The organism is Pseudomonas sp. RG1 (assembly GCF_025910115.1).
Taxonomy (GTDB): Bacteria; Pseudomonadota; Gammaproteobacteria; order Pseudomonadales; family Pseudomonadaceae; genus Aquipseudomonas; species Aquipseudomonas atacamensis.
On the sequence record NZ_JAPCIK010000023.1, the window covers coordinates 39,401 to 61,489 of the forward strand.

The following is a 22,089-nucleotide window of genomic DNA, read 5'->3' on the forward strand; positions in this document are numbered from 1 at the left end:
CGCAGGGCTGACGCGATAGCTCCACCCATCGGCGTTATTGTCCAAAACACGAGGTGGAGCATGAGGATGTATGCAGTTTAAAAGTCCAGTCAGACGTGAGTAACCGGTTTGCAAGGTTCGCTATTCCCTGAAGGCCCTGGAAACGGGCTTTATATCTGTGAGGCCTCTACCTATGACATCGCGCCGAAAACTTCTCCAGGCCGCCTCCACCTTAGCGTTAGGGGGTGTCTTTGGACGCAGCGCTTTTTCCGAAACGCTAAGTAGGGAAGGGCCCAATATGACCGATTCAATTCCGGACATCATTTTCCACAATGGCGAGATCACTACACTGGATCGCGCCAACCCAGTCGCCCACGCCGTTGCAATCAAAGACGGCAAGTTTCTGGCTGTAGGGTCAGACCAGGAAGTCATGGCGCTGGCTGGCTCAGCCACAAAAGTTGTCGACCTCAAGCGCCGTTGTGTGCTCCCTGGCTTAGTCGATAACCATACCCACATGGTCCGCGGCGGCCTTAACTACAATCTGGAATTGCGCTGGGACGGTGTGCGTTCACTCGCTGACGCCATGGACATGCTCAAGCGCCAAGTGGCTAACACTCCAGCACCGCAGTGGGTTCGCGTGGTAGGTGGCTTCACTGAGCACCAGTTCGTTGAAAAGCGTTTGCCAACCATAGCCGAGATCAATGCGATCGCGCCCGATACACCTGTATTTCTTCTGCATCTCTATGACCGGGCCTTGCTCAATGGTGCGGCCTTGCGCGCGGTCGGCTACACCCGAGATACCCCCGAGCCACCAGGCGGGAAAATTTACCGCGATGCCAATGGTGCGCCTACGGGCCTGCTGTTGGCCACGCCCAACGCGACGATCCTTTACGCCACGTTGGCCAAGGGACCGAAGTTGCCCTTCGACTATCAGGTCAACTCCACTCGCCATTTCATGCGCGAGCTCAATCGCTTGGGTGTGACAGGGGTTATTGATGCGGGCGGCGGTTTCCAAAACTATCCCGACGATTACGCAGTGATCCAGAAGTTGGACAACGATGGGCAAATGACGGTCAGGTTGGCTTACAACCTGTTCACTCAGAAACCCAAGGAAGAGAAGGAGGATTTCCTCAAGTGGACCTCCAGCGTTAACTACAAGCAAGGAAACGACTACTTCCGTCACAACGGCGCGGGCGAAATGTTGGTGTTTTCCGCTGCCGACTTCGAAGATTTTCGCCAGCCGCGACCGGACCTGCAGCCCGAGATGGAGGGAGAACTGGAGGAAGTTGTGCGCATCCTCGCAGAGAACCGATGGCCGTGGCGGTTGCATGCCACCTACGACGAAACCATTACCCGAGCGCTGGATGTATTTGAGAAGGTCAACGAGGACATCCCCCTCGCTGGCATCAATTGGTTCTTTGATCATGCCGAAACCATCTCGGACAAATCGATCGACCGTATCGCCGCGCTCGGCGGTGGCATCGCTGTACAACATCGTATGGCTTATCAGGGGGAGTACTTCGTCGAGCGCTACGGCGCCCGTGCGGCGCAAGCGACCCCGCCCGTAGCGCGCATACTGGAAAAAGGGGTGAAAGTGTCTGCAGGCACCGATGCCACCCGGGTTGCCTCTTACAATCCCTGGGTTTCGCTATCCTGGATGGTAACCGGTAAAACGGTGGGCGGTCTGAATCTGTACCCTCAACGAAACCTGCTTGATCGCGAAGCGGCGTTGCGGATGTGGACAGAGAATGTCGCCTGGTTTTCTAACGAAGAGGGCAAACGTGGTCGCATCCAGACCGGTCACTTTGCTGACCTGATTGTGCCAAGTAAGGACTACTTCTCTGTGCCTGAAGACGAGATTTCATTTCTTACCGCCGATATGACCGTGGTTGGCGGGCGCGTGGTTTACGGGGCCGGCCAATTCGCCAGGTTTGACGACAACCCGCTACCGCCCGCCATGCCTGACTGGTCGCCGACGCGTACCTTTAAAGGTTATGGCGCTTGGGGAGACCCAGACGGAGCAGGCAGAAACTCGCTGGCTCCGCTGCGCGCCCAAGTCGCGGCCTCGTGCGGCTGCGCAAGCTTTTGCGGCCTGCACGGTCACGATCATGCCGGTGCATGGGGATCCAATGCTCCAGTATCGGACCCTCGAAGTTTTTTTGGTGCCTTGGGCTGCTCCTGTTGGGCCGTGTAAAAATGGGCCGGTGATCGATCAGCTATCCTATGAGGGTCATCGGCCATTACTCCTGCACTGCCAGCGCCTCAATCAATTCTTGGGTGGTCACGATTGAATGAGCGAAGGTCGGCCCGTTCAACTCGTGGGGTGCTACGTGTTTGACGCTTTTGGCTGGGAGAATGGCGGCGAGGACGTTGCGGACCATTGCGCACGCTTTTGGCCGAGTGCGCTCTAAAGAGATTACAAGGAACTATGCACCCAAAAACTCGATCACCGTCTTGCCCTTGCCGCGGCCTTCGACGACTTGGCGAAATGCCTCGTTGACGTCTTGCGGCGCAAAGTGCTGTTGATCCACGCGGATTGTCAGTTGACCCGCATTGGCCAGCGCAGCGGCCTCGCGCAGGATAGCGCCGTGATGTTCGCGTCCTTTGCCGGTGAGCAGTGGCGCCAGGGTGAAGACGCCCGAGTAGGTGGCACTTTTGAAAGATAACGGTGCCAGGCTGTGCTGGCCCCAACCCAGGCAGCTCAGCACGTGCCCGGTATAGGCTTTCACGGCTTTGAATGATGCATCCAGCGTGCTGCCGCCGACGGTGTCGTAGACAATGTCGAACCCTTCGCCGGCGGTGTAGTGCTCGACATAATCCTCAACGCTCTGTGCCTGATAGTCGATCGCTGTAGCCCCCAGCGAGCGTATGAAGTCGAGACTGCCCGCCGAACCGGTGGCGTAGACATCGGCACCACGAGCCTTGGCCAGTTGCACAGCCACTTGGCCGACCCCACCCGCGCCGCCATGAATCAGTACTCGCTGGCCGGAGCGGACATTGGCGCGATCGACCAGACCTTCCCACGCGGTGATGAATACCAAAGGCAATGCAGCCGCCTCACGCATGCTGAGGGTGTGTGGCTTGACTGCGATCAAGCGGGCATCCACGGCAATGTACTCGGCCATGGTGCCTTGGGCACCGCCGATCCCGCCGGGCATGCCGAAGACTTCCTGACCCGGGGTGAACCCGTCGACCGCTTCGCCCACTTCAACGACCGTACCGGCGAGATCAAGGCCGAGCACGGCCGGCAGCGTTTGACGGGCGTGAGCCCCTGCGCCGGCGGCAATTTTGGTATCGAGCGGATTGACTCCAGCGGCGTGAACCCTGACCAGGACTTGCCCCTTACCGGGAACAGGGCGATCGATGTGACGGATGCCCAGCGGGGATTGAGCGGACTCGGCGATGGCGGCAAGCATGGAATGTTTCATGACGGGAACCTGTGTTGGGATGGACGCTTACAGATTGCCGCGCTTTAATCATTCCGATAAGAAACCCAATTTGCATATGACTTATTCCCCAAAGAGAACCAATCGTCGATGGATCTGTTCGACAGCATGCATGTCTTTGTCCGCGTCGTGGAGCGCGGGTCTTTCTCGGCGGTCGCCCGTGAACTGAACATGGGGCAGCCGGCGGTGAGTAAACAAGTGCGCGCGCTGGAGCAGTACCTGGGTGGGCCATTGTTCGCACGCAGCACTCGGCACCTGGCCCTGACCGACCAAGGTCAACGCTTCTACGACCACTGCCAGGAAATTCTCGGCCACGTCGAAACTGCCACGCGAAGCTTCACCAGTGGCCAGGAGCAGATTGCCGGCCCTTTACGAGTCGCCGCCCCGGTCAGTTATGGAAGGTTATGCATCGCACCGCTCATAGGGATTTTCCTGCAACGCCATCCAGGTGTGCGGATTGACCTGCGGCTGAGTGACCATAATGAAGACCTGCTCAAGGAAAACATCGATCTGGCTATACGCATTGGCGCGGTGAAGAACGAGGGATTGGTGGCACTGCCACTGGGCAAAAGCCCACGGCGTGTCTATGCCGCGCCCGCTTACTTGGCTCTGCACGGCGTGCCACGTGAGCCCAGCGAACTGTCCGATCACAACTGCATCGCCTTCACGTTGCTGGAGCATTACGACCGTTGGCACTTTACCCACAGCGCCGAGGAACTCGATGTAGCCATTCAGGGCAACGTCACCAGCAACAGCAGCGAGGCCATCCGCGAAATGGTGCTCTCCGGGCTGGGTATTTCCCTCTCACCGCAATGGCTGTTCACAGCTGACGTCGAGCAGGGCAGGGTGAGTACCGTACTCGACAACTATCAGACCAGCGCGCTGCCTGTCAGCGCCGTACTCAGCCGCGAGCGACGACGTTCAGCGCGGACGATGGCGTTCGTCGATTTTCTACGCGAGCAATTGTTGTAGCAGCGCCTTGTGATACGCCGTCCGCTGCTTTCTTCTCCGGGACCCTGAAACTATCTGATGACAGTCCCAAGTCGATTACTGGCGTATTTTTCCATCTACCAGACATTTGATACGGCCGAGTATTGGCACGGCAGCACGTGCCGGGGAGATCAGCTCATGAGCGTACGCCTGTGGCCTGCTGCAACCGCCGCACCGCGTCCCGGGCCTGGGCGCCGAGTTCGGCCAGGTCGAAGTCAGGCAACTGGTCGTCGTGTACGGTCAACCGGCCACCGACCAGCAAGGCGCGCAACGTCGGGCGTCCTCCGCCCACCACCGGCCCGATCGCCGGGTCATGCAGGCCGAAGTATCGCGGCTGGTCCAGGCGGTAGATCGCCAGGTCGGCCGCCATGCCCACTTGCACGCTGCCCACGGCGTCCAGCTCCAGTACCCGAGCCCCGCCAGACGTACCCCAGCGCACCACGTCTTCCACCGTGGCCGCGCTGGCACCGCCTTCCTCGTCACCGCCGGCATAACGCGGGCGGGCCTGTTCGCCAAGTCTGGCCCGTTGCATCAGCCAGGCGGCGTGGGTTTCGCTGATCATGTCGCAGGCCTCGTTGGAGGCGGCGCCATCCACGCCAATCGACACCGGCATTCCCGCAGCCTCCATGGCCACCACATTGGCAATGCCACTGCCCAGGCGGCCATTGCTTTGCGGGCAATGCGCAATGCCCGTACCGCTGGCCCCGAGCATGCGGATTTCCTCGGCGTCGAGTTTCACCAAATGCGCGAACCACACGTCCGGCCCAAGCCACTCGTGCTCGGCACAGAACGCCACTGGCGACATGCCGTGGCGTTGCTGCACCTCATTTTGATATTCGACGGTTTCGCTCAGATGGCTGTGCAGGCGAATGCCCAGTCGCCGTGCGACCCGGGCGGTTTCGCGCAGGTGTTCGGCAGGCATGGAGTAGGGCGGGCTGGTGGGCGCCATCACCACCCGCCGCCAGGCATCGGCGGCCGGGTCGTGGTAGCGCCGCACCAGACGCTCGACGTCGTCCAGGTATTGCTCCAGGGTCTCTGGCCCAGCCACGGACTTGCCTTCGGCTTGTCGTGCTTGCGTGGCGCCGCCACGGCAGAGGACAAACCGCAGCCCCAGCCGTTCGGCTTCCTCGAACAGCACCTCGGCACTGTCAAAGTCCATGCCCGGCAAGTACAGGTAATGATGGTCTGCGACGGTGGCGCAGCCGGATCGTGCCAATTCGACCAGGCCAATGCGCGCGGCGAGGCGAAAGCTTTGCTCGTCAAACGCGCCGCGATAGCGATAGGGCACGGCACCCAGCCAGGCTCCCAGGCTCTGGTCGATACCTGCAGGAATGCCTTTGAGCAGCGACTGAAACAGGTGATGGTGGGTATTGACCCACGCCGGGTAGACCACGCAATCGGTGGCATCCAGCACTCGCTCGCCGGGCTGGGGTTGCAGGGCGCCGATGGCGCTGATGCGGCCGTCGACGATACGGATATCAGGCCCGGCGTGGCGCGCCGCCGCGCCGGACAAGCCGGTGAGGATGGCGCTGGCGTTACGTACCAGCCAGCTGTTTTGAAATTTCATGTGAGGCTCCATACGCCGCGCCTGCGCGCGAATTCAAAGGGTCAGCCGAGTTCGCTTTCGTGCCAGTTGCGCAGGCTCAACCGGGCCAGCACGGCCATCAGGCTGAATAACGCGACACCGGTCAAGGCGATCAGCAGCAGGGCAGCGAACAGCCTTGGAATATTCAGTTGAAAGCCGGCCTGAAGGATCTGATACGCCAGCCCTGCACCGGTGCCCCCGGTGCCGGCAACGAACTCCGCCACCACCGCGCCGATCAACGCCAGCCCGCTGGCAATGCGCAGCCCGGCAAAAAAACACGGCAGGGCACTGGGAATGCGCAGGCGCAACAGCACCTGCCAGCGGCTGGCGCGGTTCAGGCGGAACAGATTGAGCAGGCCGGGGTTGACGCTGCGCAAGCCGAGTACGGTGTTGGCGATGATCGGGAAAATCGCCACCAGGGTCGCGCAAATAATCAACGCCAGCGTGGTGTTGCTGCACCAGATGATGATCAGCGGTGCCACGGCCACCACCGGCGTCACCTGCAACAGGATGGCGTAGGGAAACAGGCTGGCTTCCAGCACGCGGCTCTGCACAAACACAAAGGCTGCCAGGGTGCCGATAAGCACCGCCAGGGCAAACGAGAAAAAAGTGATCTTCAAGGTCATCCACAATGCACCGAACAGCATCGGGCCATCGCTGATCAGGGTACGGCCGATATCGACCGGGGAGGGCACCAGATACACCGGCACCTTCCAGGCCACACATGCCAATTGCCACAGACCCAGCAATACCGTGCCGAGCAGCAGCGGCGAGACGATGCGCAACACCGTGGGGTGACGTAACCAGGGAGTAAAGGACGGGTTCATGAGCGGGCTCTCAATAAAGTCAGCAAGAATCGCCATTGGCCTCGGCCAGCAGCCGGGACAGGCGTGCGCACTGCGCGATAAAGGCCGGGGAGGTGCGGTAGGCCTCGTCTCGTTCCAACGGGCCGTCGATTGCGATGTCGGCGATTACTCGGCCCGGGCGCGCACCCATCACCACCACCCGCGATGACAGGTAGACGGCCTCGAAAATGCTGTGGGTGACGAACACCACGGTCAGGTCGCGGCTAGCCCACAGCTGACGCAGGTCGCTGTCGAGCTTGTTGCGGGTGAACTCATCCAGGGCGCCGAAGGGCTCGTCCATCAGCAGCAGATTGGGCTCGGTGGCCAAGGCCCGGGCGATGGACGCGCGCATTTGCATGCCGCCGGACAGTTCCCGCGGGTACACCTGGCTGAAACGGTCCAAGCCGACAAGGGCAAGGGCGGCGTCGACCTTTGGCTGGCTCTGGGTTTTGGGCACATTGGCCAGATCCAGCGGCAGGCGCACGTTGTCGCTGACCTTGGCCCAAGGCATCAGCGTCGCCTCCTGGAACACCATCGCCAGGCTTTGCCCTTGGGTCGGGCTGGCCGGGCTGTCCTTGCCCCACCAGCGCACGTGGCCGGCGGAGGGCTTTTCGAGGCCGGCGAACATTTTCAGCAGGGTGCTCTTGCCGCAGCCCGACGGGCCGAGCAATGAAACGAACTCGCCGCGCTGAATGGCCAGCTTCACCCGGCTCAAGGCCTGGGTGCCGTTGCTGTAGGTTTTTTCCACCTGATTGGCGAACAGCGGTGTTTGCACGCCGACGCTGTCGCCCCGTGGCAACGCCTGTGGCAGGGCGTTGGCCCCAGTTATGGTTTGCATCAACATAGCGCTCTCCCCTTGGGTCATGAGCGTCCGGTAAAGCCCCGGCACACCGGGGCGCTGACTTCAATGGCTGAGGAACACTTCACTTTCACCATGGGCTTCGAGCAGGCCCAGCAATTGCCGGCGAATCACCAGGCCAGGCTTGTCCGACGGCATGTGCAGTTCCACTCGCCGGCGAGTATCGACACAGGTGTCGTAATCGGTGGCTTCGAGGATGTCGCGGTCTTCGGCGGTGATCGCTGCGTCCCATTCGATCAGTTCCTGGGTCGAGCATTGCTCTTCGCTGTCATTGCGGTACAGCCACTGGACCAGCATCAGGCGCCCGTCTTCCATGGGTGTCGCACAGTTGTAGATGATGTGGTGGATGCCGCTGTCCGGGTACATGCAGCCAAAGCGCCGGGAGAACGGCAGGTAATAGCGGTTGATCAGGTGGCGCTGGGTGATCGGCTCGCGGGTGCCGGTGATGCGATAGCTCTCCTCAGGATTGCGGATCGGCACCCGAGTCTCCGCCTCGAAGCCGTAGTCGGTTTCGCGAAACTCGTAGCCCGCCGGCGCGGGCTGGTCGAAAAGGCCGAAATTGGCTTTGTGGACGAAGGAAAAATGCGAGTTGTCAAAGGAGTTTTCCATGACCCGCAGCGGGCTGGTTTTCCACTCTTCATAAAACTGGAAGATGCGCCGGTAGCCCGGGGCGCCATCCTCGGGAAACTCAGGGATTGGTTGCAGAGGATCGTCGAGGGCGACCCAGGCGTAGCCGTATTTTTCCTGGCAGTGAAAGGCCTGGACCGAGGCGCCCGGCGGAATCATGCCAGCGGGGTTTTGCGGGATCTTCACGCAGGTGCCGGTGCAGTCGTATTCCCAGCCGTGATAGCCGCAGGCGATGTTGCCGTCCTCGCTGACAAAGCCTTTCGAGAGCTTGGCGGTGCGGTGGCAGCAACGGTCGCGCATGGCCACCGGGGTGCCGTCGGGACGCTTCCACAGCACCAGCGCCTCACCCAGTAAAGTGAAGGGCTGCGGGCCGGCATCCAGCGCGGTCATGGGCAGCAGGGCATACCAGAAACGGCGCAATACAGGTTGTTTGGTGACCAACATAACAAGTGTCCTCACGGTATTCGTTCAGCCGGCTCTTGGGCTCGGGCTCTGGGTTCAGCAGTCTTGCAATCAGGCTCAGCGGCTGGCGGACTGTTCGGCGCCAGGCAGTACCTTCAAGTCCTTGACGAAGCGCGTGGTGTAGGCCTTCTGCCAAGGCGCATCGGCACCGAGCAGGCCGGCTTCGACCATGAAATTGCGCGTGGCCTGCCAGCGCGCATCGCTCATCACGCCGATGCCTTGGGTGGCGGCATCACCGCCGGTGACCAGGCGGTATTGCTTGAGCGTCGACAAGCCCCAGGCGAGCAATTCATCGCTCATGTTCGGGTTGTCGGCCTTGATCAGGTGGTTGGCGCTCGGGTTGTCGAGGTAGCGCTTCCAGCCCTCCATCGAGGCGCGAACAAAGCGCTGGACTCGCTCAGGATGCTGATCGATCACATCCTGGCGAGTGGCCAGGGTCGAGCCGTAGGGCGGGTAACCGGCGTCGGCAAACAGGAAGAAGTTGGCTTTCTCCCCGGCCTTCAACGCCTGGAACAACTCGGAGCTGGCATAGGCCTGCTGCGTGGTGTTGGCGTTCGCGAGGAAGGGTTGCAGATTGAAGGTGTAGGGGCGGGCCTGGCTGTCCTTGAGCTGGTATTTTTCCTTGAGCCACGGCCACCACGTTTGCTGGCCGGAGGTGGACACCAGCACCTGTTTGTTCTGCAAAGCATCCAGGCCGCTCACATCGGCATGGGTCAGCAGCCCCTGAGGATCACCTTGAAAGGGCGCGGCCACGGCCACCACCGGCAGGCCTTGCTCCACACTTTTGAGAATCTGCAAGTCGTAGTTGACGATGAAATCGGCCTGCTTGTTGAGCAGCAGCTGCATGCCATTGACCTGCGGCCCACCCATGCGGATGGTCACGTCCAGGCCTTCTTTTTCATACAGTCCATCCGCCAGGGCCTGGTAGAAACCACCCTGTTCGGCTTGGGCATACCAGGAAGTGAGCAGCACTACCTTGTCATTGGCCAAAGCCAGTGGAGACGCGATCAGGGCGGCGGGCACAAGCGCCGTGGCCAGTAGCGAGCGAAGCGGTTGACCCAAGGCAAAGCGAATTTTCATGATGTGTTCTCCACAACGATTCGAAAACCGCCGCGCGCCAATCGGCACGCCAGCGAGGGACCGATTGGAGAGAACAAGGGGAGGAGAGAGGGCGTATATGCGTAGTTACACGGCTGACACGTCTCTCTTGCCCGGGGCGCTGGCGCCGCGTTCAAGCATCCAATCGGACGTACGCCCACAGGGAGGGGCGCAAGAGCAATGCCCGGTGCCATTGCTGGCACTGACCGCTTCTACTCGAAAGCAGTCATAGCCAAAAGTGTGCCAAGCCGTCGCAGGCCCGCCCTCACGGGATCCGGCGGGCGAGGCAATCAGCAGGAGGTGGGCAGGCGATTCGCAACGGTGCGAATTCAAGTGGGCGCGCCTCAATCTGGTGCGCAACCGATAGCTGCAAAGTATTCAGTTTTACCCATCGATTGTGCTGAATGAGGGTTGAGGATTGTATTCGCTCAGTTGGCACAACCCCTGCTTAGTCCGGAATCGAGTAGAAGCGGTCAGCACAGAGGGCTCTCAACAGAACCCGAGGTGCAGGGCATTGCTCTGGCGGCATTACGCCGCGTACCCGGCAAGGGTCGCCCCTCGTTAATTTGAGGGCCAGAGCAGCTGCTTGATCCGCAGCTCGGGCATGCCTTGCCGGTGATATCCGCCAATCACCTGACAAGGGCAGCCCATGAACGCATCGCGTATTCCATTACTTGCACCTTCACTGCTGCGTCGCAGCCTGCCGCCGCTGTTAGCTCTGGCCAGCGCCGGCGCCGAAGCTGGCCCTCTGTTGTGGAACGACAACAGCTTGAGCTACCTCTACGGCCAGCATTTCAAAGTCGACGGCACTGGCGACGATACTCAGCACACGCTGAGCTTCGAACACGCCAGCGGCTGGACGTGGGGCGATATCTTCATGTTCGTCGACAACAAATGGTCCAGTGGACTCTCGGGTGCCGACGGCCATTCCTACTACGGTGAATTCTCCCCACGGCTGTCGCTGGGCAAAATCAGTGACCGCTCCCTGAGCTATGGCATCGTCAAGGACGTACTCATCGCCGCCACCTACGAGCGCGGTGAAAACCGCAATCGCAAATATCTGTTGGGCCCCGCTGTCGACCTCGTGCTTCCAGGCTTCGACCGCTTTTCCCTGAATACCTACTACCGCAAACCCGACGGCATCACCGGTAAGGCCTCAGGTCAATGGCAGATCAACCCGACCTGGTCCATGACCCTCCCGGTGGGTCGCTCCGACATTCTTTTCGACGGTTATCTGGAGTGGTACGTCAACGACGTCGGCAACAAAGGCACCTCCAACTATGTGGCCAGGAGCTTTCACTTCAACCCACAAGTCAAATACGACGTGGGCAAGGCGCTGGGGCAACAGCAAAAACGTTTTTATGCGGGACTTGAGTGGGATTACTGGTCGAATAAATACGGGATTGAAGACACGAGCGGATTCCCTACCGACCAGAACGCGTTGAGTCTCTTGCTCAAGGTGCATTTTTGACGTGAAAGAGGGAGCTGTTGCACGTGGGAGCGGGGCGCTTGGTGCCCCGGTTTCATTCTGTCTAAGGCTGGCAGAAAACAAGCGGGTAGCCAGGCCGCATCAGTACGCGGTAGTGAGCCGGAGCGTTGCCGATCGGGAGATCCGGTAATGAGCGCAACGCAATTGTTTGATGAGCAGAATTCACCAAAAAACGTCCCAGTGGTCCGTAGAATCATCTGACTTGGTCGCTCGTCCTGCTTCCATCCCGAATTACAAGGTGTGAGGCCTCATGAATGTAAGTCGCGCCAACCTCGCAGACTTTGTCTACTTTCTCGCCATTGCTCGCCATCAGAGCTTCAATCGCGCAGGCAAAGAGGTGGGTATCAGTGCTTCTGCCTTGAGCCATGCCATCAAGGGGCTGGAAAGCAGAATCGGCGTTCGGCTACTCAATCGCACCACTCGCAGCGTCACCCTCACCGCAGCGGGCGAAGAGCTGTACAAGCTGATAAGTGAACCCATGCTGGAGATGGGGCAGGCCATGGAAGTGCTCAATCGTTTCCGAGATGAGCCAACGGGTCGTATTCGCTTGAACTTGCTCAGCGATGCCGCAGATTTGTTGCTTGGCCCGGTTTTGCCCGTCTTCAACGACCGCTACCCGGAAATCCAGATTGACCTGACTGTGACCAACCTGTTCGTCGATGTTATCGGTGGTGGCCATGACGCAGGGATACGCTATGGCGGAACTGTACCGGAGGACATGATCGCTCAACGCTTGTCTCCGGACATCCGCTGGGTCGTTGCCGGCGCTCCGCACTACCTGAAGCGCTTTGGTGTTCCGAAGCATCCTCAGGATCTGCTCAAGCACCGTTGTTTACGCATTCGCCTGGGCAACGGCTGTATGTACGATTGGGAGTTCGAGAAGGGCGGGGACGCAGTTTCGATTACTGTGCCTGGATTGATTACGATCGACGAAACCCGTGTCGGCCTTTCTTTAGCTCGTCAGGGTGCCGGTTTGATGTACGCGCCAGAGCCGGCCATGGCGCCGCTAATCGCGAGCGGTCACGTCACAACGGTGCTTGATGATTGGGCCAGTATCGCACCTGGTTTTCACATGTATTACTCGAGTCACCGGCAGTTACCGATGGGGCTACGTCTGCTGATCGACCTCATCCGCGAGCTGCAACCCCTCGGTGAGCCATGAGAGGCCTCAGCGCGATGCCTCGTATTGCGCTTCGCTGACCGGCTCCATCCAAACGACATTCTTGCCATCCACGGCCTCTTGAATCGCGATATGCGTCATCCCCGTAGTCGCGGTCGCGCCGTGCCAGTGTTTGACGCCGGGCGGTGTCCAGATCACATCGCCTGGCTTTATCACGGTTTTTTCACCGCCCACCTGCTGAATCCAGCCAACGCCTGCAGTGACTACAAGCGTTTGGCCTTTGGGATGTGTGTGCCAACCCGACCGAGCCCCCGGCTGGAATGTCACCGCGCCCGCCGAAACAGTAGAGGGTTCACGCGCAGCGAAAAGAGGGTCGATCCTTGCGTTGCCGACGAAATTGCCCGGAGCCCCCATCAGTGAGGCCTGGTCGCCATTCCTGACAATGCTCATGGTTTGATCCTTCGGTAGATCCGCTGCGTGCGCAGATGCATGGGTGAAGATCGCGACAGTCAGCATTGAGGCGGTGGCGAGTGTTCTCATGCGGCAGGCTCCTGTTGGATAGGCATTGAGCTGACAAGCTATTGCATGTCTCTCCAGAGGACTACATGGCTGAATCGACATGAAGCGTTGAATTTCGCTCATCAGTTCAGCTGTGCGCCTGCCCCCCAACTGACTCACACCCTCTCGTGCATCCGCCGTCTGGATTGCTGAGTATCGCTCACCAGCACATCCCGGATTCGCCCCATATTCATCTTCTTGCTCGTTGATTAGCGTGGGTGGCCTCTGCGAACTCCGCAACCGATCCAACAGCTTTGGCATTAGAGGAAATAGCGATGAGCTTCTCATTTGAAAACAGGGTCGCCCTGGTCACTGGCGCCGCCTCCGGTATCGGGCTGGCAACGGCCAAGGCATTCGCCCAGGCTGGCGCTGCGGTCGCCTTGGCCGATCTTGATGGTGACGCGGCCAATGCTGCCGCCACGGCTTTGGTGGAGGCCGGTCATCAAGCTATCGGGATCCGTTGCGATGTTGCGCAAATCGACGAGGTCGAAGCCATGGTGAAAGAAGCAGTCGCAACGTTCGGTCGCCTCGATGCTGCTTTCAATAATGCCGGTATCCAGAACATTCTTGCAGAAACGGCTGACGCCACGGTGGAGGATTACGACAACGTGATGTCGGTCAATCTTCGCGGCGTCTGGAGCTGCATGAAATTTGAGCTGGAGCACATGCGCCGCGAGGGCAGCGGCACCATCGTCAACTGCTCATCTCTGGGCGGGCTGATCGGAGGCGCCGAGCGTGCCAACTACCACGCGGCCAAGCATGGAGTGATAGGGCTGACCAAAAGCGCGGCATTGGAATATGCAGCCCGGAATATTCGCGTCAACGCGGTCTGCCCAGGACTGATCTGGACGCCGATGGTCGATCAGATGGTCGCGGCTGGGCAGGGCGCAGCCCTTGAGGCCATGGCCAAGGCAGTGCCGATGGGCCGACATGGCAAACCAGAGGAGATCGCTGACGCAGTTCTGTGGTTAAGCAGTAGCGCCTCCAGTTATGTCACCGGCCAGTCCATATCAGTGGATGGCGGGTTCGTCATGCGGTGATCGTGCCACGTTTTACAGCGCGCTGATTCAAGCCATGCCTGACTTTCACCCGTACATCAAAGGAAGAGCTACATGTTGGAATCGAATCCACCCAAAACAAGAATGATGACGGTAATTGCGTTGTCCACCATCATCCTGCTGACCGGGTTATTCAAAAGGAAGGGGAAAGCTGATGGGTAAACGTTTATTGGGAGTGATCGCTTTGGCTGGATTACTTGCAGGACAAGCGCTGGCCGCCGAGGAAAACGCCTTGGTGGTACGCGTCGCGCAACTTGAAATCGATCCTGCACAGGTTGCGGCCTATCAGGCCGCAGTCAGAGAGGAAATCGCGGAATCGACTCGAATAGAGCCGGGCGTCATATCTATCTACGCGGTCGCCGAAGTCGACCGCCCAAACTGGTTTCATTTTTTCGAAATCTACGCCAGCGACTCGGCATATCGAAGCCATATCGAATCGCCGCATTTCAAAAAATACGCCGTTGCTACGAAGTCGATGATTCTGTCGAAGCGTTTGATTGAAACAACGCCAATCGAGCTTAGTCCACGGCCTGGCCCGTAACCGATTGCCCGCTGGGCACGCTGATTTATCAATGGAGGAAGGCAATGAAAAAATCAAAGGCAATGGCGGTAGCGATGTCAGGACTGGCGTATTTTGCGGTGGGCAGCTGTCGTGTGATGGCGGCAGACGCCGAGTTGGCAGCACCACTTGCCTACTATGTTGCCGAGTTTGAGGTTACCGATCCCGAAGGGATGAAGCCTTACAGTGCGCAGGTCGAATCAACCTTCAAACCCTATGGCGGGCATTTCATCGTGCGTGGAGGAAAGACCATTTCGCTTGAGGGTGAAGCGCCAAAGCGTCGCCGTGTCGTCATCGAGTTTGCGAGCATCGAAAAAGCCCAGGCTTGGTACGACTCTAAGGAATACACCGAGTTGAGGAAAATTCGTCAGCGTTCAGCCAAAACGGATGTGTACTTGATCGAGGGAGTACCGGCGCAATAGCTACCGAGTTGGGGGCGTATTGAATTATCAAGAGCATGGCGAGGGTGGCGTCCTTGTCGAACGCCTCGTCCGCGAGTCTGGCAGCCTGATGCACGTGCGCCGCGTCGCCCAGGGCAAAGTCCGGTTCGATCCATTCATGAGTGGCAGGGTTGAGCGCCTTCATCGTGCCGGCAGTGGCCGCGACGTTTTCTGCGCCGATGATCAACTGTCCTGTGAGGTTCATCGCCATTACTCCTGCACTGCCAGCGCTTCAATCAATTCCTGGGTGGTGACGATTGAGTGAGCGAAAGTCGGCCCGTTCAACTCGTGGGCGGCGTGCATCATTTCTGCACGGAATGCGGCGGTCGCATCGCGCACCAGCGTGACGTGGTAGCCCAATTCCGAGGCGTAGCGGGCGGTCGCTTCGATGCAGGTGTTGGCGAGCAGGCCGACGATGATCACGTGGGTGATGCCTTTCTGCTTCAGGCGAAAATCAAGGTCGGTATTGGCAAAGCCGCTGGAGCCCCAATGTTCCTGCACGACGATGTCGCCGTCCTTCGGCGCGAAATCGGGATGCCATTCGCCGCCCCATTCACCGCGTGCGAAGTGGTGCATGTGCATGATTTTGCACTGGGTCGGTGTTGGATGATCCCAGCCTTCGTAGTCGCCGTGTTCCCAGCGGTGGTGCGGCACGATGACCACCGGAATGTTCTGCGCTCGTACGGCGTGATCGAGGGCCCGCAGGTTGTCGAGCAGCCCGACCTGTTCGGCAATCGGCTTGATCAAGGGGAAGACCTTGCCGTTTTCCGAGAGAAAATCGTTGTACGGATCGACCAGCAGATAAGCGGTGCGGTTCAGCGGATAAGGGGCGTTCGACATGACGATGTACTCCACGCAAGTTGAGTGACCGATGCTGTGGGCTCGCCCGGGCATCAGTTTTTTATGACGACGAAAAAGCTCAAGTCAGTTGAAGGCGCTGCGGTAGGCAAAGAGGCCAGGCAAGCCGCCGGTCATCACAAACAGTAGATTGCTTCCCGCCGGGTAGTCGCCTTGGCGCACGGCAGCGAGCAACCCGGCGAAGGCCTTGCCACCGTAGACCGGATCCGTCAGCAAGCCCTCAACCGAGGCCAGCAGCCGAACCGCTTCCAACATCGATTCGGTGGGGGCGCCATAGGCGTCGCCACGTTGACTGCCATCCACAGTGATTGCGCTTTCCATAAGGGATGCGGACGGGTCCAGGAGCTGCAAGGTTTCCCGAGTTTTGCCCAAGGTCGTCGCCGTGGCCTGCTCCTCTGTGGCCAACACCGAGTAGCCGATAACTTCGGTTGATGATCGAGCGAGTGCCAGACCTGCATGCAGTCCTGAATGGGTTCCGGCGCTGCCATTGGGGATGATGATCCGCTCGAAGTGAACGCCGAGCGCGTCTGCCTGGCGGAGGATCTCTCCTGCACAAGCGGCGTAGCCCAGACTGCCCCTGGGGCTGGAGCCGCCCAATGGTATGAGGAAGGGTTTTTTGCCTTGGCTTCTGAGCGCGCTGAGCAATTCGCCAGCGTAGCTGTCCGGCGTCAAACCCCGCGGCAGTCGATGAACCTTTGCACCAAACAGGCCATCGAGCAATACGTTGCCGTTATGACAAAAATCGTCATCGCTGCGCACCGCCGACGGGGTCAGGATAAGCTCGCAGGCCAAACCTTGGCGGGCCGCGACGGCGGCGGTCAGCCTGGCGTGATTGGATTGAAAACCGCCCCAGGTAACCAGTGTGTCGGCGCCTTCGGCCAATGCTTCGCCAAGCAGGAATTCAAGTTTGCGCAGTTTGTTACCACCACCGCCAAGGCCCATCAAGTCATCGCGTTTGACGTACAGGTTGCAGCCATGCAGTTCGGCTGCCCGGCTCAGGCGGGACAGCTTCTGAATCGGTGTCGGGCCTTCCAGCAGCGTCACTCGGGGGTAAGCAGCCAGCGCAGTTTTCAGTTGATTCAAGTCGTGAGGCATGACGGTTCACTTGACGTTGATGAAAGGAAGTGGGGCGGTCACTTCACCAAGGCCCCGGCCAAATGGTTAATAACTGGTATTGCAGTTAAGTCGCTTTGTCAGGCCGGGGCGGACTCTCGTGCCACTTGCCTGAGAATTTCTTCGTACTCCTTGACGGATAGCGATCCGGACACCAACTGGCGACCGTTCAGTACCATGGCCGGGACCGAGTTAATCCCGCGTTCAAGGTAAAAGCTCTCAAGTTCACGGACTTCGAGAGCGAACGCCTCGCTGGCCAAAATCTCTCGGGCGCGGGTGGTTGAAAGTCCCGCTTCAGCGGCCAGGCGCACCAATGTTTCGTGGTCGCTGGGGTTCTCGCCATTGCTGAAATAAGCCGCGATCAGGATTTTCTTCAGCGCGACCTGGCGGCCTTCCTGCACGGCCCAGAGCAGAAGGCGATGGGCATCGAAGGTATTGTAGAAATGGCTGCGCTTGTCCAGGTCGAACTGAAAACCGATGGCCTTGCCACGCGCGACGATCATTTCATTGCGCGAGGCGACTTCTTCGGCGCTGCGCCCGTATTTGCGCATCATGTGCTTGATGGCGTGCTCGCCCTCGGCCGGCATGTCCGGGTTCAGTTCGAAGGGCTTGAAGGTCAGCTCCACGGCAACCTCGCCGGCAACATTGGCGATGGCTTGATCCAGCGCTGTGGCGCCGAGTGCGCACCAGGGGCACACGACATCCGACACAAAGTCGATACTGACGGGGAAAGTCATTTCTTCGACTCCGTCAGTTGTTGGCGGTACTCGGTGGTGGTAATTCCGGCATAGCCCCAGTTGTCGGTGTCGACCTCTTCAATAACGATATGGGTGAGGTGCGGGTCCTTGTTGAGGACGGTTTGCATGGTTTTGGTGATCTCGGCGATGACTTGGGATTTCTGTTCTTTGGTAACGCCGTCGCGAGTGATACGAACGCTGATGAAAGGCATGGCATAAGTCTCCAGTAGGCGCCCCATCGACATGATGAGGGGAGCAGTGGGATGGACTTTAGAGTGTTGCGTTCAGGGGATAAATCAGGGGCGGAGAACATCACTTATAACGCGGTGTAATCAATACAACTGGGGCTTTGCAGAAGGTAAATCGCCCTCCCTGGCTGCAGGCGCGGGGAGGGCGAATGCTACGGCGGGAGGAATCAGTTCTGCGCTTTGCTCATGCGGGTAAATAGCTCGGTGGGTACTTTCTTGCCGTTGGAAATGTACTGGTTGGTTCTGAACTTGTAGACCTCACCTTCCGAAAGAAAACCATCGTGGTTGGTGTCCATCGCTTTGAATTCTTCACCGCCCTGAGGTGCTACAGCCAGCAGTTCTTTAAGAGAGACGAGGCCATCATGGTCGGTGTCTGTGCGAGCGGAAGAGTCGTCGCCACATTTGCCTTCACCGCACTTGCCTTCGGCAGTAGCGGACTTGTCGCTGGCTTCGCTGGCCCCGCATTTGCCTTCTCCACATTTGCCCTCGCCACACTTGCCTTCGCCGGTTTTATCGGCCGATGCCAATTGATAACCTTGAGGCAATGGCTCTACAGCGAATGCCGCAGACGATGCCAGGCTCATGCTACCGGCTAAAGCAATTGCGGCCAGGCCGAGACTGGTTTTGTTCGACATTGGTTTACGGTACATAGTGCTTCTCCAGATGCTTTGCGCGGCGACGCCGCGATTCATGCCACAGGGCGGATAGACCCTCAAGGAAGCTCGAGGCGAAGGGCGCAAGCGTCTTCCACTTCGACAGAGCGACCTTATTCGGGTAGGCCTATTTAGCGGGAGTCATGTATCGGCGATGTATCGGCGAGCGGAGCATTTGTAAGCCAATCCCAAGACTTAGCGTTTGGGTACATAGAGATACAAAAACCTACCTCAGCCTTTGCTCGTCAGTCAGGACAACAGCTTTAAAACGGGTGTCGCGGCTACACCGACGGCAGCTTGCGCATGCAACTGGCGCAGCAGCACCAGTGCGTCAGCGACGAAGCCGGTCACGTCTGAAGCACCAGCCTCCGCAGCCAAAGCGTGCAACTGCGCTCGACCATCCATGTCAGGGAACTGCTCGATCCGCTGCAACAAACGGAACGCGAGAGGGCTGACCTGGGAAAATTGGACCTGGCCACTCGGCACACGGCTGATCAGCAGCAACGTCGGTTGTTCTGGCGGTTCAGAAGGCAAGTGGCCTGGCGCGAGACGATGTACGGCCCAGGTGTAAGCCAGCGGCCAGACGAGCGGGGAGAGCCTGAGGGGACGGTCGAGTAAATGCGCCGCATCACTGGCCTTTAACGGCGCAGCGTCCAACTGTTGCAGCGCCATTTCCACCCACTCGTAATGAGCCAATTCAGGCAAGAACGGGTACCAGGGGTGTTCGTGGCCGGGCGAGTCTTCCAGGCTCGCTACGAAGTCTACGAACTCACGGGCAATTTCTCCGAAGCGTGGTGTCTGCGCGCGGTAGTCACGCAAAAAACGCCGTACCAGCGCACGCCAACCGGCATCACCCAGCACGGCAACCAGCACCGGAAACGTTCCGCCCAGCAACCCCAACAGATTGTTCAACACCAGGTTGAGATAGACCTGTGCTCTCTCGGGATTCATCTGCGCAGGCGGCGCATAACTGTCCGGGTCACGCAGGTACCGGGTGAGCGCGAGCTGCTGACTGTGCAAACTTGAAGGGGAGTCAGCCATCGACGGTCACCCGCACCAAAGCATTGGCGTCGCGTTGCAAGCGCCTGATGGTGTTCAGCTCTGCCACCAGTTCGTCGTAGGACGGAAAGTTGAAATCGCGCTCCAGCAGGGTTGGCTTCACGCCGAAAAGGTCATAAGCCTGGCCCAGCAATGACCAGACTACCGGTTTGACCGAGGCGCCATGGGTGTCGATGATCAGGTCATCAGCTTCGTCGTAATGGCCAGCCACATGCATGGCGACTACGCGTTCTGGTTCCAGGCCGGCGAGGAAAACCGCTGGATCGAAGCGGTGGTTCACTGAGTTGACGTACACATTGTTAACGTCGAGCAACAGGTCGCAATCGGCCTCGCGGAGCACTGCATTGGTAAAAGTGAGTTCGTCCATGTCCTGATGAGCAGCGGCGTAGTAGGAGACGTTTTCTACAGCAAGACGACGACCGAGAATGTCCTGTGCACGGCGGATGCGCGCAGCAACGTGATGAACGGCCTCCTCAGTGAATGGCAACGGTAGCAGGTCGTATAAATGGCCATCGTCACTGCAGTAACTGAGGTGTTCGCTATAGAACGGCACGTTGAAGCGATCGAGAAACCCGCGGACTTGCTCAAGAAAAGATTCGTCCAGCGGTGCACTGCCACCCAGCGACAGTGACAGGCCATGGCATGACAGCGGATAGCGTTCAGCCAGCAACTGCAAAGCCTCACCATGAGCGCCTCCGATGCCGATCCAGTTCTCTGGAGCAACCTCTAGAAAATCGAAATCACCGACTGGAGCGTCACGAAGCGTGTTGAGCAGCGCACGGCGCAATCCCAGCCCGACGGTCGCCTCAACGGGGAGCTGTGGATCTAAATGGGTTGGTGATGAAGTGTTCGTTTGCATGAGCTCAATACTCCGATTCGACGTCTGGAACCCCCGACCCACAGCACCTCCACGGCTACCGCTGGCAGCCGGGGGTTGTGAATCGGGTGATTGAAACCCGCCACGGTTCTGCTCAAACGAGGTTGATCACCACGTTGATGTTGTTCCGCGTCGCTTTGGAGTACGGGCATGTCTGGTGTGCGGTATCGATCAGCTCTTGAGCGACGTTGCGATCCAGGCCGGGAAGGAAGACGTTGAGGCGAGCCTGGAGGAAATACGCACCATCGGTTGTGCCTAGATCCACTTCGGCGTCAACGGCAAGGTCAACCGGGAGGGTGACTTTCAGCTTGCTCGCCGCAAGCCCCATCGCGCCGATAAAACAGGCCGACCAACCAGCGGCGAACAACTGCTCTGGGTTGGTACCGGCGCCAGAAGTGCCAGGCGATGACAGTTTTATATCCAGTCGGCCGTCGTCACTGAGGGCGGTGCCATTGCGACCACCCGAGGAGGTATGGACTTTGCCGGTGTACAGCACTTTATCAATATGGGTCATGATGAAACTCCTGATTACTAGTGGGGTTGAGAGCGATAACCTTGGTGAAGCGATAACACTCAGCGTGCATTCAAACGCTTGAGATACCGACCGATGCATGCATCCAGGCTCAGCTTGCCGGCGCCTGTGAATACCAGTGGCAGAAGTGCGACGAGATAGATCAACGGCAGCTTGAAATTGCCGTAGCCTTTGTTGCTGATGGAGTACCCCATAGCCAGTTCACTCAACGTCGACCACTCTGCTGGCCAGTGAACTGCGGCAGTTGCCACGACGGTGACCACTATGAGGATCAGTGCCGAAAGACGTGTTCCCAGACCTACAAGCAAAGCGATGGAACAGAGCAGTTCTGCCCACATGGATAATTGCCAATTGAACGTAGCCGGCAGTTGATTGAAGGGAAAAGGAAAGGCCCCTTGAATGCTCGGGAACCAGTTCTCACCGTTCCACTTTTCCCATCCCGCTTCAAAAAACTCCCAGGCCAGAAAAACGCGCAGGCTTAAAGGGGCGATCCAGTCCCCAGCGCGATCGAGATTAAGTTGCAGCCGATTCAAGACCGATGACGCGTTTGTATGCATTGGTTTAATCCTCCGACTTGTCGTCAAGAAAGTGGAAGCCGTTCAGGTGCTCCTGATGAGAGGTTTCAGGCACAGGAGCAACTGCGCTGGCCGTGGGCGCAGTTCATCGTGCTGGTGTATCTCGCTTGTGTCTGAGGGGGCGGGAAGATCAATGTTGTGTAACGTGTTTGCGTCCGTACACACTTGGATACAGAGCGATACCTGTGGAAGGCGCTATTTTGGAGTTGGGATATACGATCGGCTGCGTTCTGCCGGTGACTGGCGGGAGGATTTCGCAGGGCGAATGAACGTCGCAGATGAGGGGAGGGGCGAGGGCGTGGAAAGTACCGTTGAATGAGGT

23 protein-coding genes and 2 pseudogenes are annotated in these 22,089 nt (G+C 59.0%); 7 read left to right on the forward strand and 18 right to left on the reverse strand.

What is annotated here, in order from left to right:
* Positions 1-172: 172 nt before the first annotated feature.
* A complete protein-coding gene (locus tag OK411_RS14730; protein WP_413694515.1) occupies positions 173-2,173 on the forward strand; it encodes an amidohydrolase in 2,001 nt (666 codons plus the stop codon).
* Between the two features lie 46 nt (positions 2,174-2,219).
* Here the strand turns inward: OK411_RS14730 and OK411_RS14735 are convergent.
* A pseudogene (locus tag OK411_RS14735) lies at positions 2,220-2,360 on the reverse strand (cysteine hydrolase); the annotation flags it as partial.
* Positions 2,361-2,405: 45 nt separating this feature from the next.
* Positions 2,406-3,407: a zinc-dependent alcohol dehydrogenase family protein gene (locus OK411_RS14740; RefSeq protein WP_264365234.1), complete on the reverse strand. Its 1,002-nt coding sequence runs from the start codon at positions 3,405-3,407 to the stop codon at positions 2,406-2,408.
* A gap of 108 nt (positions 3,408-3,515) precedes the next feature.
* Between OK411_RS14740 and OK411_RS14745 the strand changes: the two genes are divergently transcribed.
* The gene (locus tag OK411_RS14745; RefSeq protein WP_264365235.1) at positions 3,516-4,397 is read left to right on the forward strand and encodes a LysR family transcriptional regulator; all 882 of its coding nucleotides are present in this window, start codon (positions 3,516-3,518) and stop codon (positions 4,395-4,397) included.
* A 154-nt stretch (positions 4,398-4,551) separates the two neighbouring features.
* Here OK411_RS14745 and OK411_RS14750 read toward each other — a convergent pair whose 3' ends face one another.
* The 5 genes from OK411_RS14750 to OK411_RS14770 form a co-directional block, all read right to left on the reverse strand.
* Positions 4,552-5,982, reverse strand: a complete 1,431-nt coding sequence (locus tag OK411_RS14750) for an amidohydrolase family protein (RefSeq protein ID WP_264365236.1) — start codon at positions 5,980-5,982, stop codon at positions 4,552-4,554.
* A gap of 41 nt (positions 5,983-6,023) precedes the next feature.
* Positions 6,024-6,827 (reverse strand): ABC transporter permease, encoded by an 804-nt coding sequence (locus OK411_RS14755; RefSeq protein WP_076562906.1) that lies wholly within the window; start codon positions 6,825-6,827, stop codon positions 6,024-6,026.
* Positions 6,828-6,846: 19 nt separating this feature from the next.
* Complete coding sequence (locus OK411_RS14760; RefSeq protein WP_319636913.1) at positions 6,847-7,689, reverse strand: ABC transporter ATP-binding protein; 843 nt, start codon at positions 7,687-7,689, stop codon at positions 6,847-6,849.
* Between the two features lie 60 nt (positions 7,690-7,749).
* The gene (locus OK411_RS14765) at positions 7,750-8,775 is read right to left on the reverse strand and encodes an aromatic ring-hydroxylating oxygenase subunit alpha (RefSeq protein WP_264365238.1); all 1,026 of its coding nucleotides are present in this window, start codon (positions 8,773-8,775) and stop codon (positions 7,750-7,752) included.
* A 75-nt stretch (positions 8,776-8,850) separates the two neighbouring features.
* On the reverse strand, positions 8,851-9,873 hold the full coding sequence (locus OK411_RS14770; RefSeq protein WP_264365239.1) for an ABC transporter substrate-binding protein: 1,023 nt from the start codon (positions 9,871-9,873) through the stop codon (positions 8,851-8,853).
* Between the two features lie 667 nt (positions 9,874-10,540).
* Between OK411_RS14770 and OK411_RS14775 the strand changes: the two genes are divergently transcribed.
* Both OK411_RS14775 and OK411_RS14780 read left to right on the forward strand, forming a co-directional pair.
* Positions 10,541-11,362, forward strand: coding sequence for an outer membrane protein OmpK (locus tag OK411_RS14775; protein WP_016774745.1), 822 nt, complete (start codon positions 10,541-10,543; stop codon positions 11,360-11,362).
* Between the two features lie 268 nt (positions 11,363-11,630).
* On the forward strand, positions 11,631-12,542 hold the full coding sequence (locus OK411_RS14780; RefSeq protein WP_264365240.1) for a LysR family transcriptional regulator: 912 nt from the start codon (positions 11,631-11,633) through the stop codon (positions 12,540-12,542).
* Positions 12,543-12,548: 6 nt separating this feature from the next.
* Here the strand turns inward: OK411_RS14780 and OK411_RS14785 are convergent, their stop codons facing one another.
* Complete coding sequence (locus tag OK411_RS14785) at positions 12,549-13,040, reverse strand: cupin domain-containing protein (protein ID WP_264365241.1); 492 nt, start codon at positions 13,038-13,040, stop codon at positions 12,549-12,551.
* A 293-nt stretch (positions 13,041-13,333) separates the two neighbouring features.
* Between OK411_RS14785 and OK411_RS14790 the strand changes: the two genes are divergently transcribed.
* The 3 genes from OK411_RS14790 to OK411_RS14800 all read left to right on the forward strand — a co-directional run bounded on the left by OK411_RS14790 (position 13,334) and on the right by OK411_RS14800 (position 15,097).
* Complete coding sequence (locus OK411_RS14790) at positions 13,334-14,098, forward strand: SDR family NAD(P)-dependent oxidoreductase (protein ID WP_264365242.1); 765 nt, start codon at positions 13,334-13,336, stop codon at positions 14,096-14,098.
* Positions 14,099-14,270: 172 nt separating this feature from the next.
* Entirely contained in the window at positions 14,271-14,657 is a 387-nt protein-coding gene (locus OK411_RS14795; protein WP_264365243.1) for a putative quinol monooxygenase, read from the forward strand.
* Between the two features lie 44 nt (positions 14,658-14,701).
* Positions 14,702-15,097: a DUF1330 domain-containing protein gene (locus tag OK411_RS14800; protein WP_264365244.1), complete on the forward strand. Its 396-nt coding sequence runs from the start codon at positions 14,702-14,704 to the stop codon at positions 15,095-15,097.
* Between the two features lie 55 nt (positions 15,098-15,152).
* Here the strand turns inward: OK411_RS14800 and OK411_RS14805 are convergent.
* The 10 genes and pseudogenes from OK411_RS14805 to OK411_RS14850 all read right to left on the reverse strand — a co-directional run.
* Positions 15,153-15,320 (reverse strand): annotated as a pseudogene (locus tag OK411_RS14805) (aldehyde dehydrogenase (NADP(+))); the annotation flags it as partial.
* 5 nt (positions 15,321-15,325) lie between these two features.
* A complete protein-coding gene (locus OK411_RS14810; RefSeq protein WP_264365245.1) occupies positions 15,326-15,955 on the reverse strand; it encodes an isochorismatase family cysteine hydrolase in 630 nt (209 codons plus the stop codon).
* A gap of 84 nt (positions 15,956-16,039) precedes the next feature.
* Positions 16,040-17,068 (reverse strand): D-cysteine desulfhydrase family protein, encoded by a 1,029-nt coding sequence (locus OK411_RS14815; protein ID WP_264365246.1) that lies wholly within the window; start codon positions 17,066-17,068, stop codon positions 16,040-16,042.
* Positions 17,069-17,166: 98 nt separating this feature from the next.
* Entirely contained in the window at positions 17,167-17,823 is a 657-nt protein-coding gene (locus tag OK411_RS14820; protein ID WP_217878118.1) for a DsbA family oxidoreductase, read from the reverse strand.
* Positions 17,820-18,035 (reverse strand): tautomerase family protein, encoded by a 216-nt coding sequence (locus tag OK411_RS14825; RefSeq protein ID WP_016774741.1) that lies wholly within the window; start codon positions 18,033-18,035, stop codon positions 17,820-17,822. The genes OK411_RS14820 and OK411_RS14825 overlap by 4 nt, the downstream gene beginning before the upstream one ends.
* 203 nt (positions 18,036-18,238) lie before the next feature.
* Positions 18,239-18,721: a hypothetical protein gene (locus OK411_RS14830; RefSeq protein WP_264365247.1), complete on the reverse strand. Its 483-nt coding sequence runs from the start codon at positions 18,719-18,721 to the stop codon at positions 18,239-18,241.
* A gap of 252 nt (positions 18,722-18,973) precedes the next feature.
* Positions 18,974-19,765 (reverse strand): DUF2063 domain-containing protein, encoded by a 792-nt coding sequence (locus OK411_RS14835; RefSeq protein WP_130901238.1) that lies wholly within the window; start codon positions 19,763-19,765, stop codon positions 18,974-18,976.
* Entirely contained in the window at positions 19,758-20,642 is an 885-nt protein-coding gene (locus OK411_RS14840; protein WP_264365248.1) for a DUF692 domain-containing protein, read from the reverse strand. Before OK411_RS14840 ends, OK411_RS14835 begins: the two co-directional genes overlap by 8 nt.
* Before the next feature lie 112 nt (positions 20,643-20,754).
* Entirely contained in the window at positions 20,755-21,174 is a 420-nt protein-coding gene (locus OK411_RS14845; protein WP_073476308.1) for an organic hydroperoxide resistance protein, read from the reverse strand.
* Between the two features lie 59 nt (positions 21,175-21,233).
* Positions 21,234-21,749 (reverse strand): DoxX family protein, encoded by a 516-nt coding sequence (locus OK411_RS14850; protein WP_123442477.1) that lies wholly within the window; start codon positions 21,747-21,749, stop codon positions 21,234-21,236.
* Positions 21,750-22,089 lie beyond the last annotated feature (340 nt).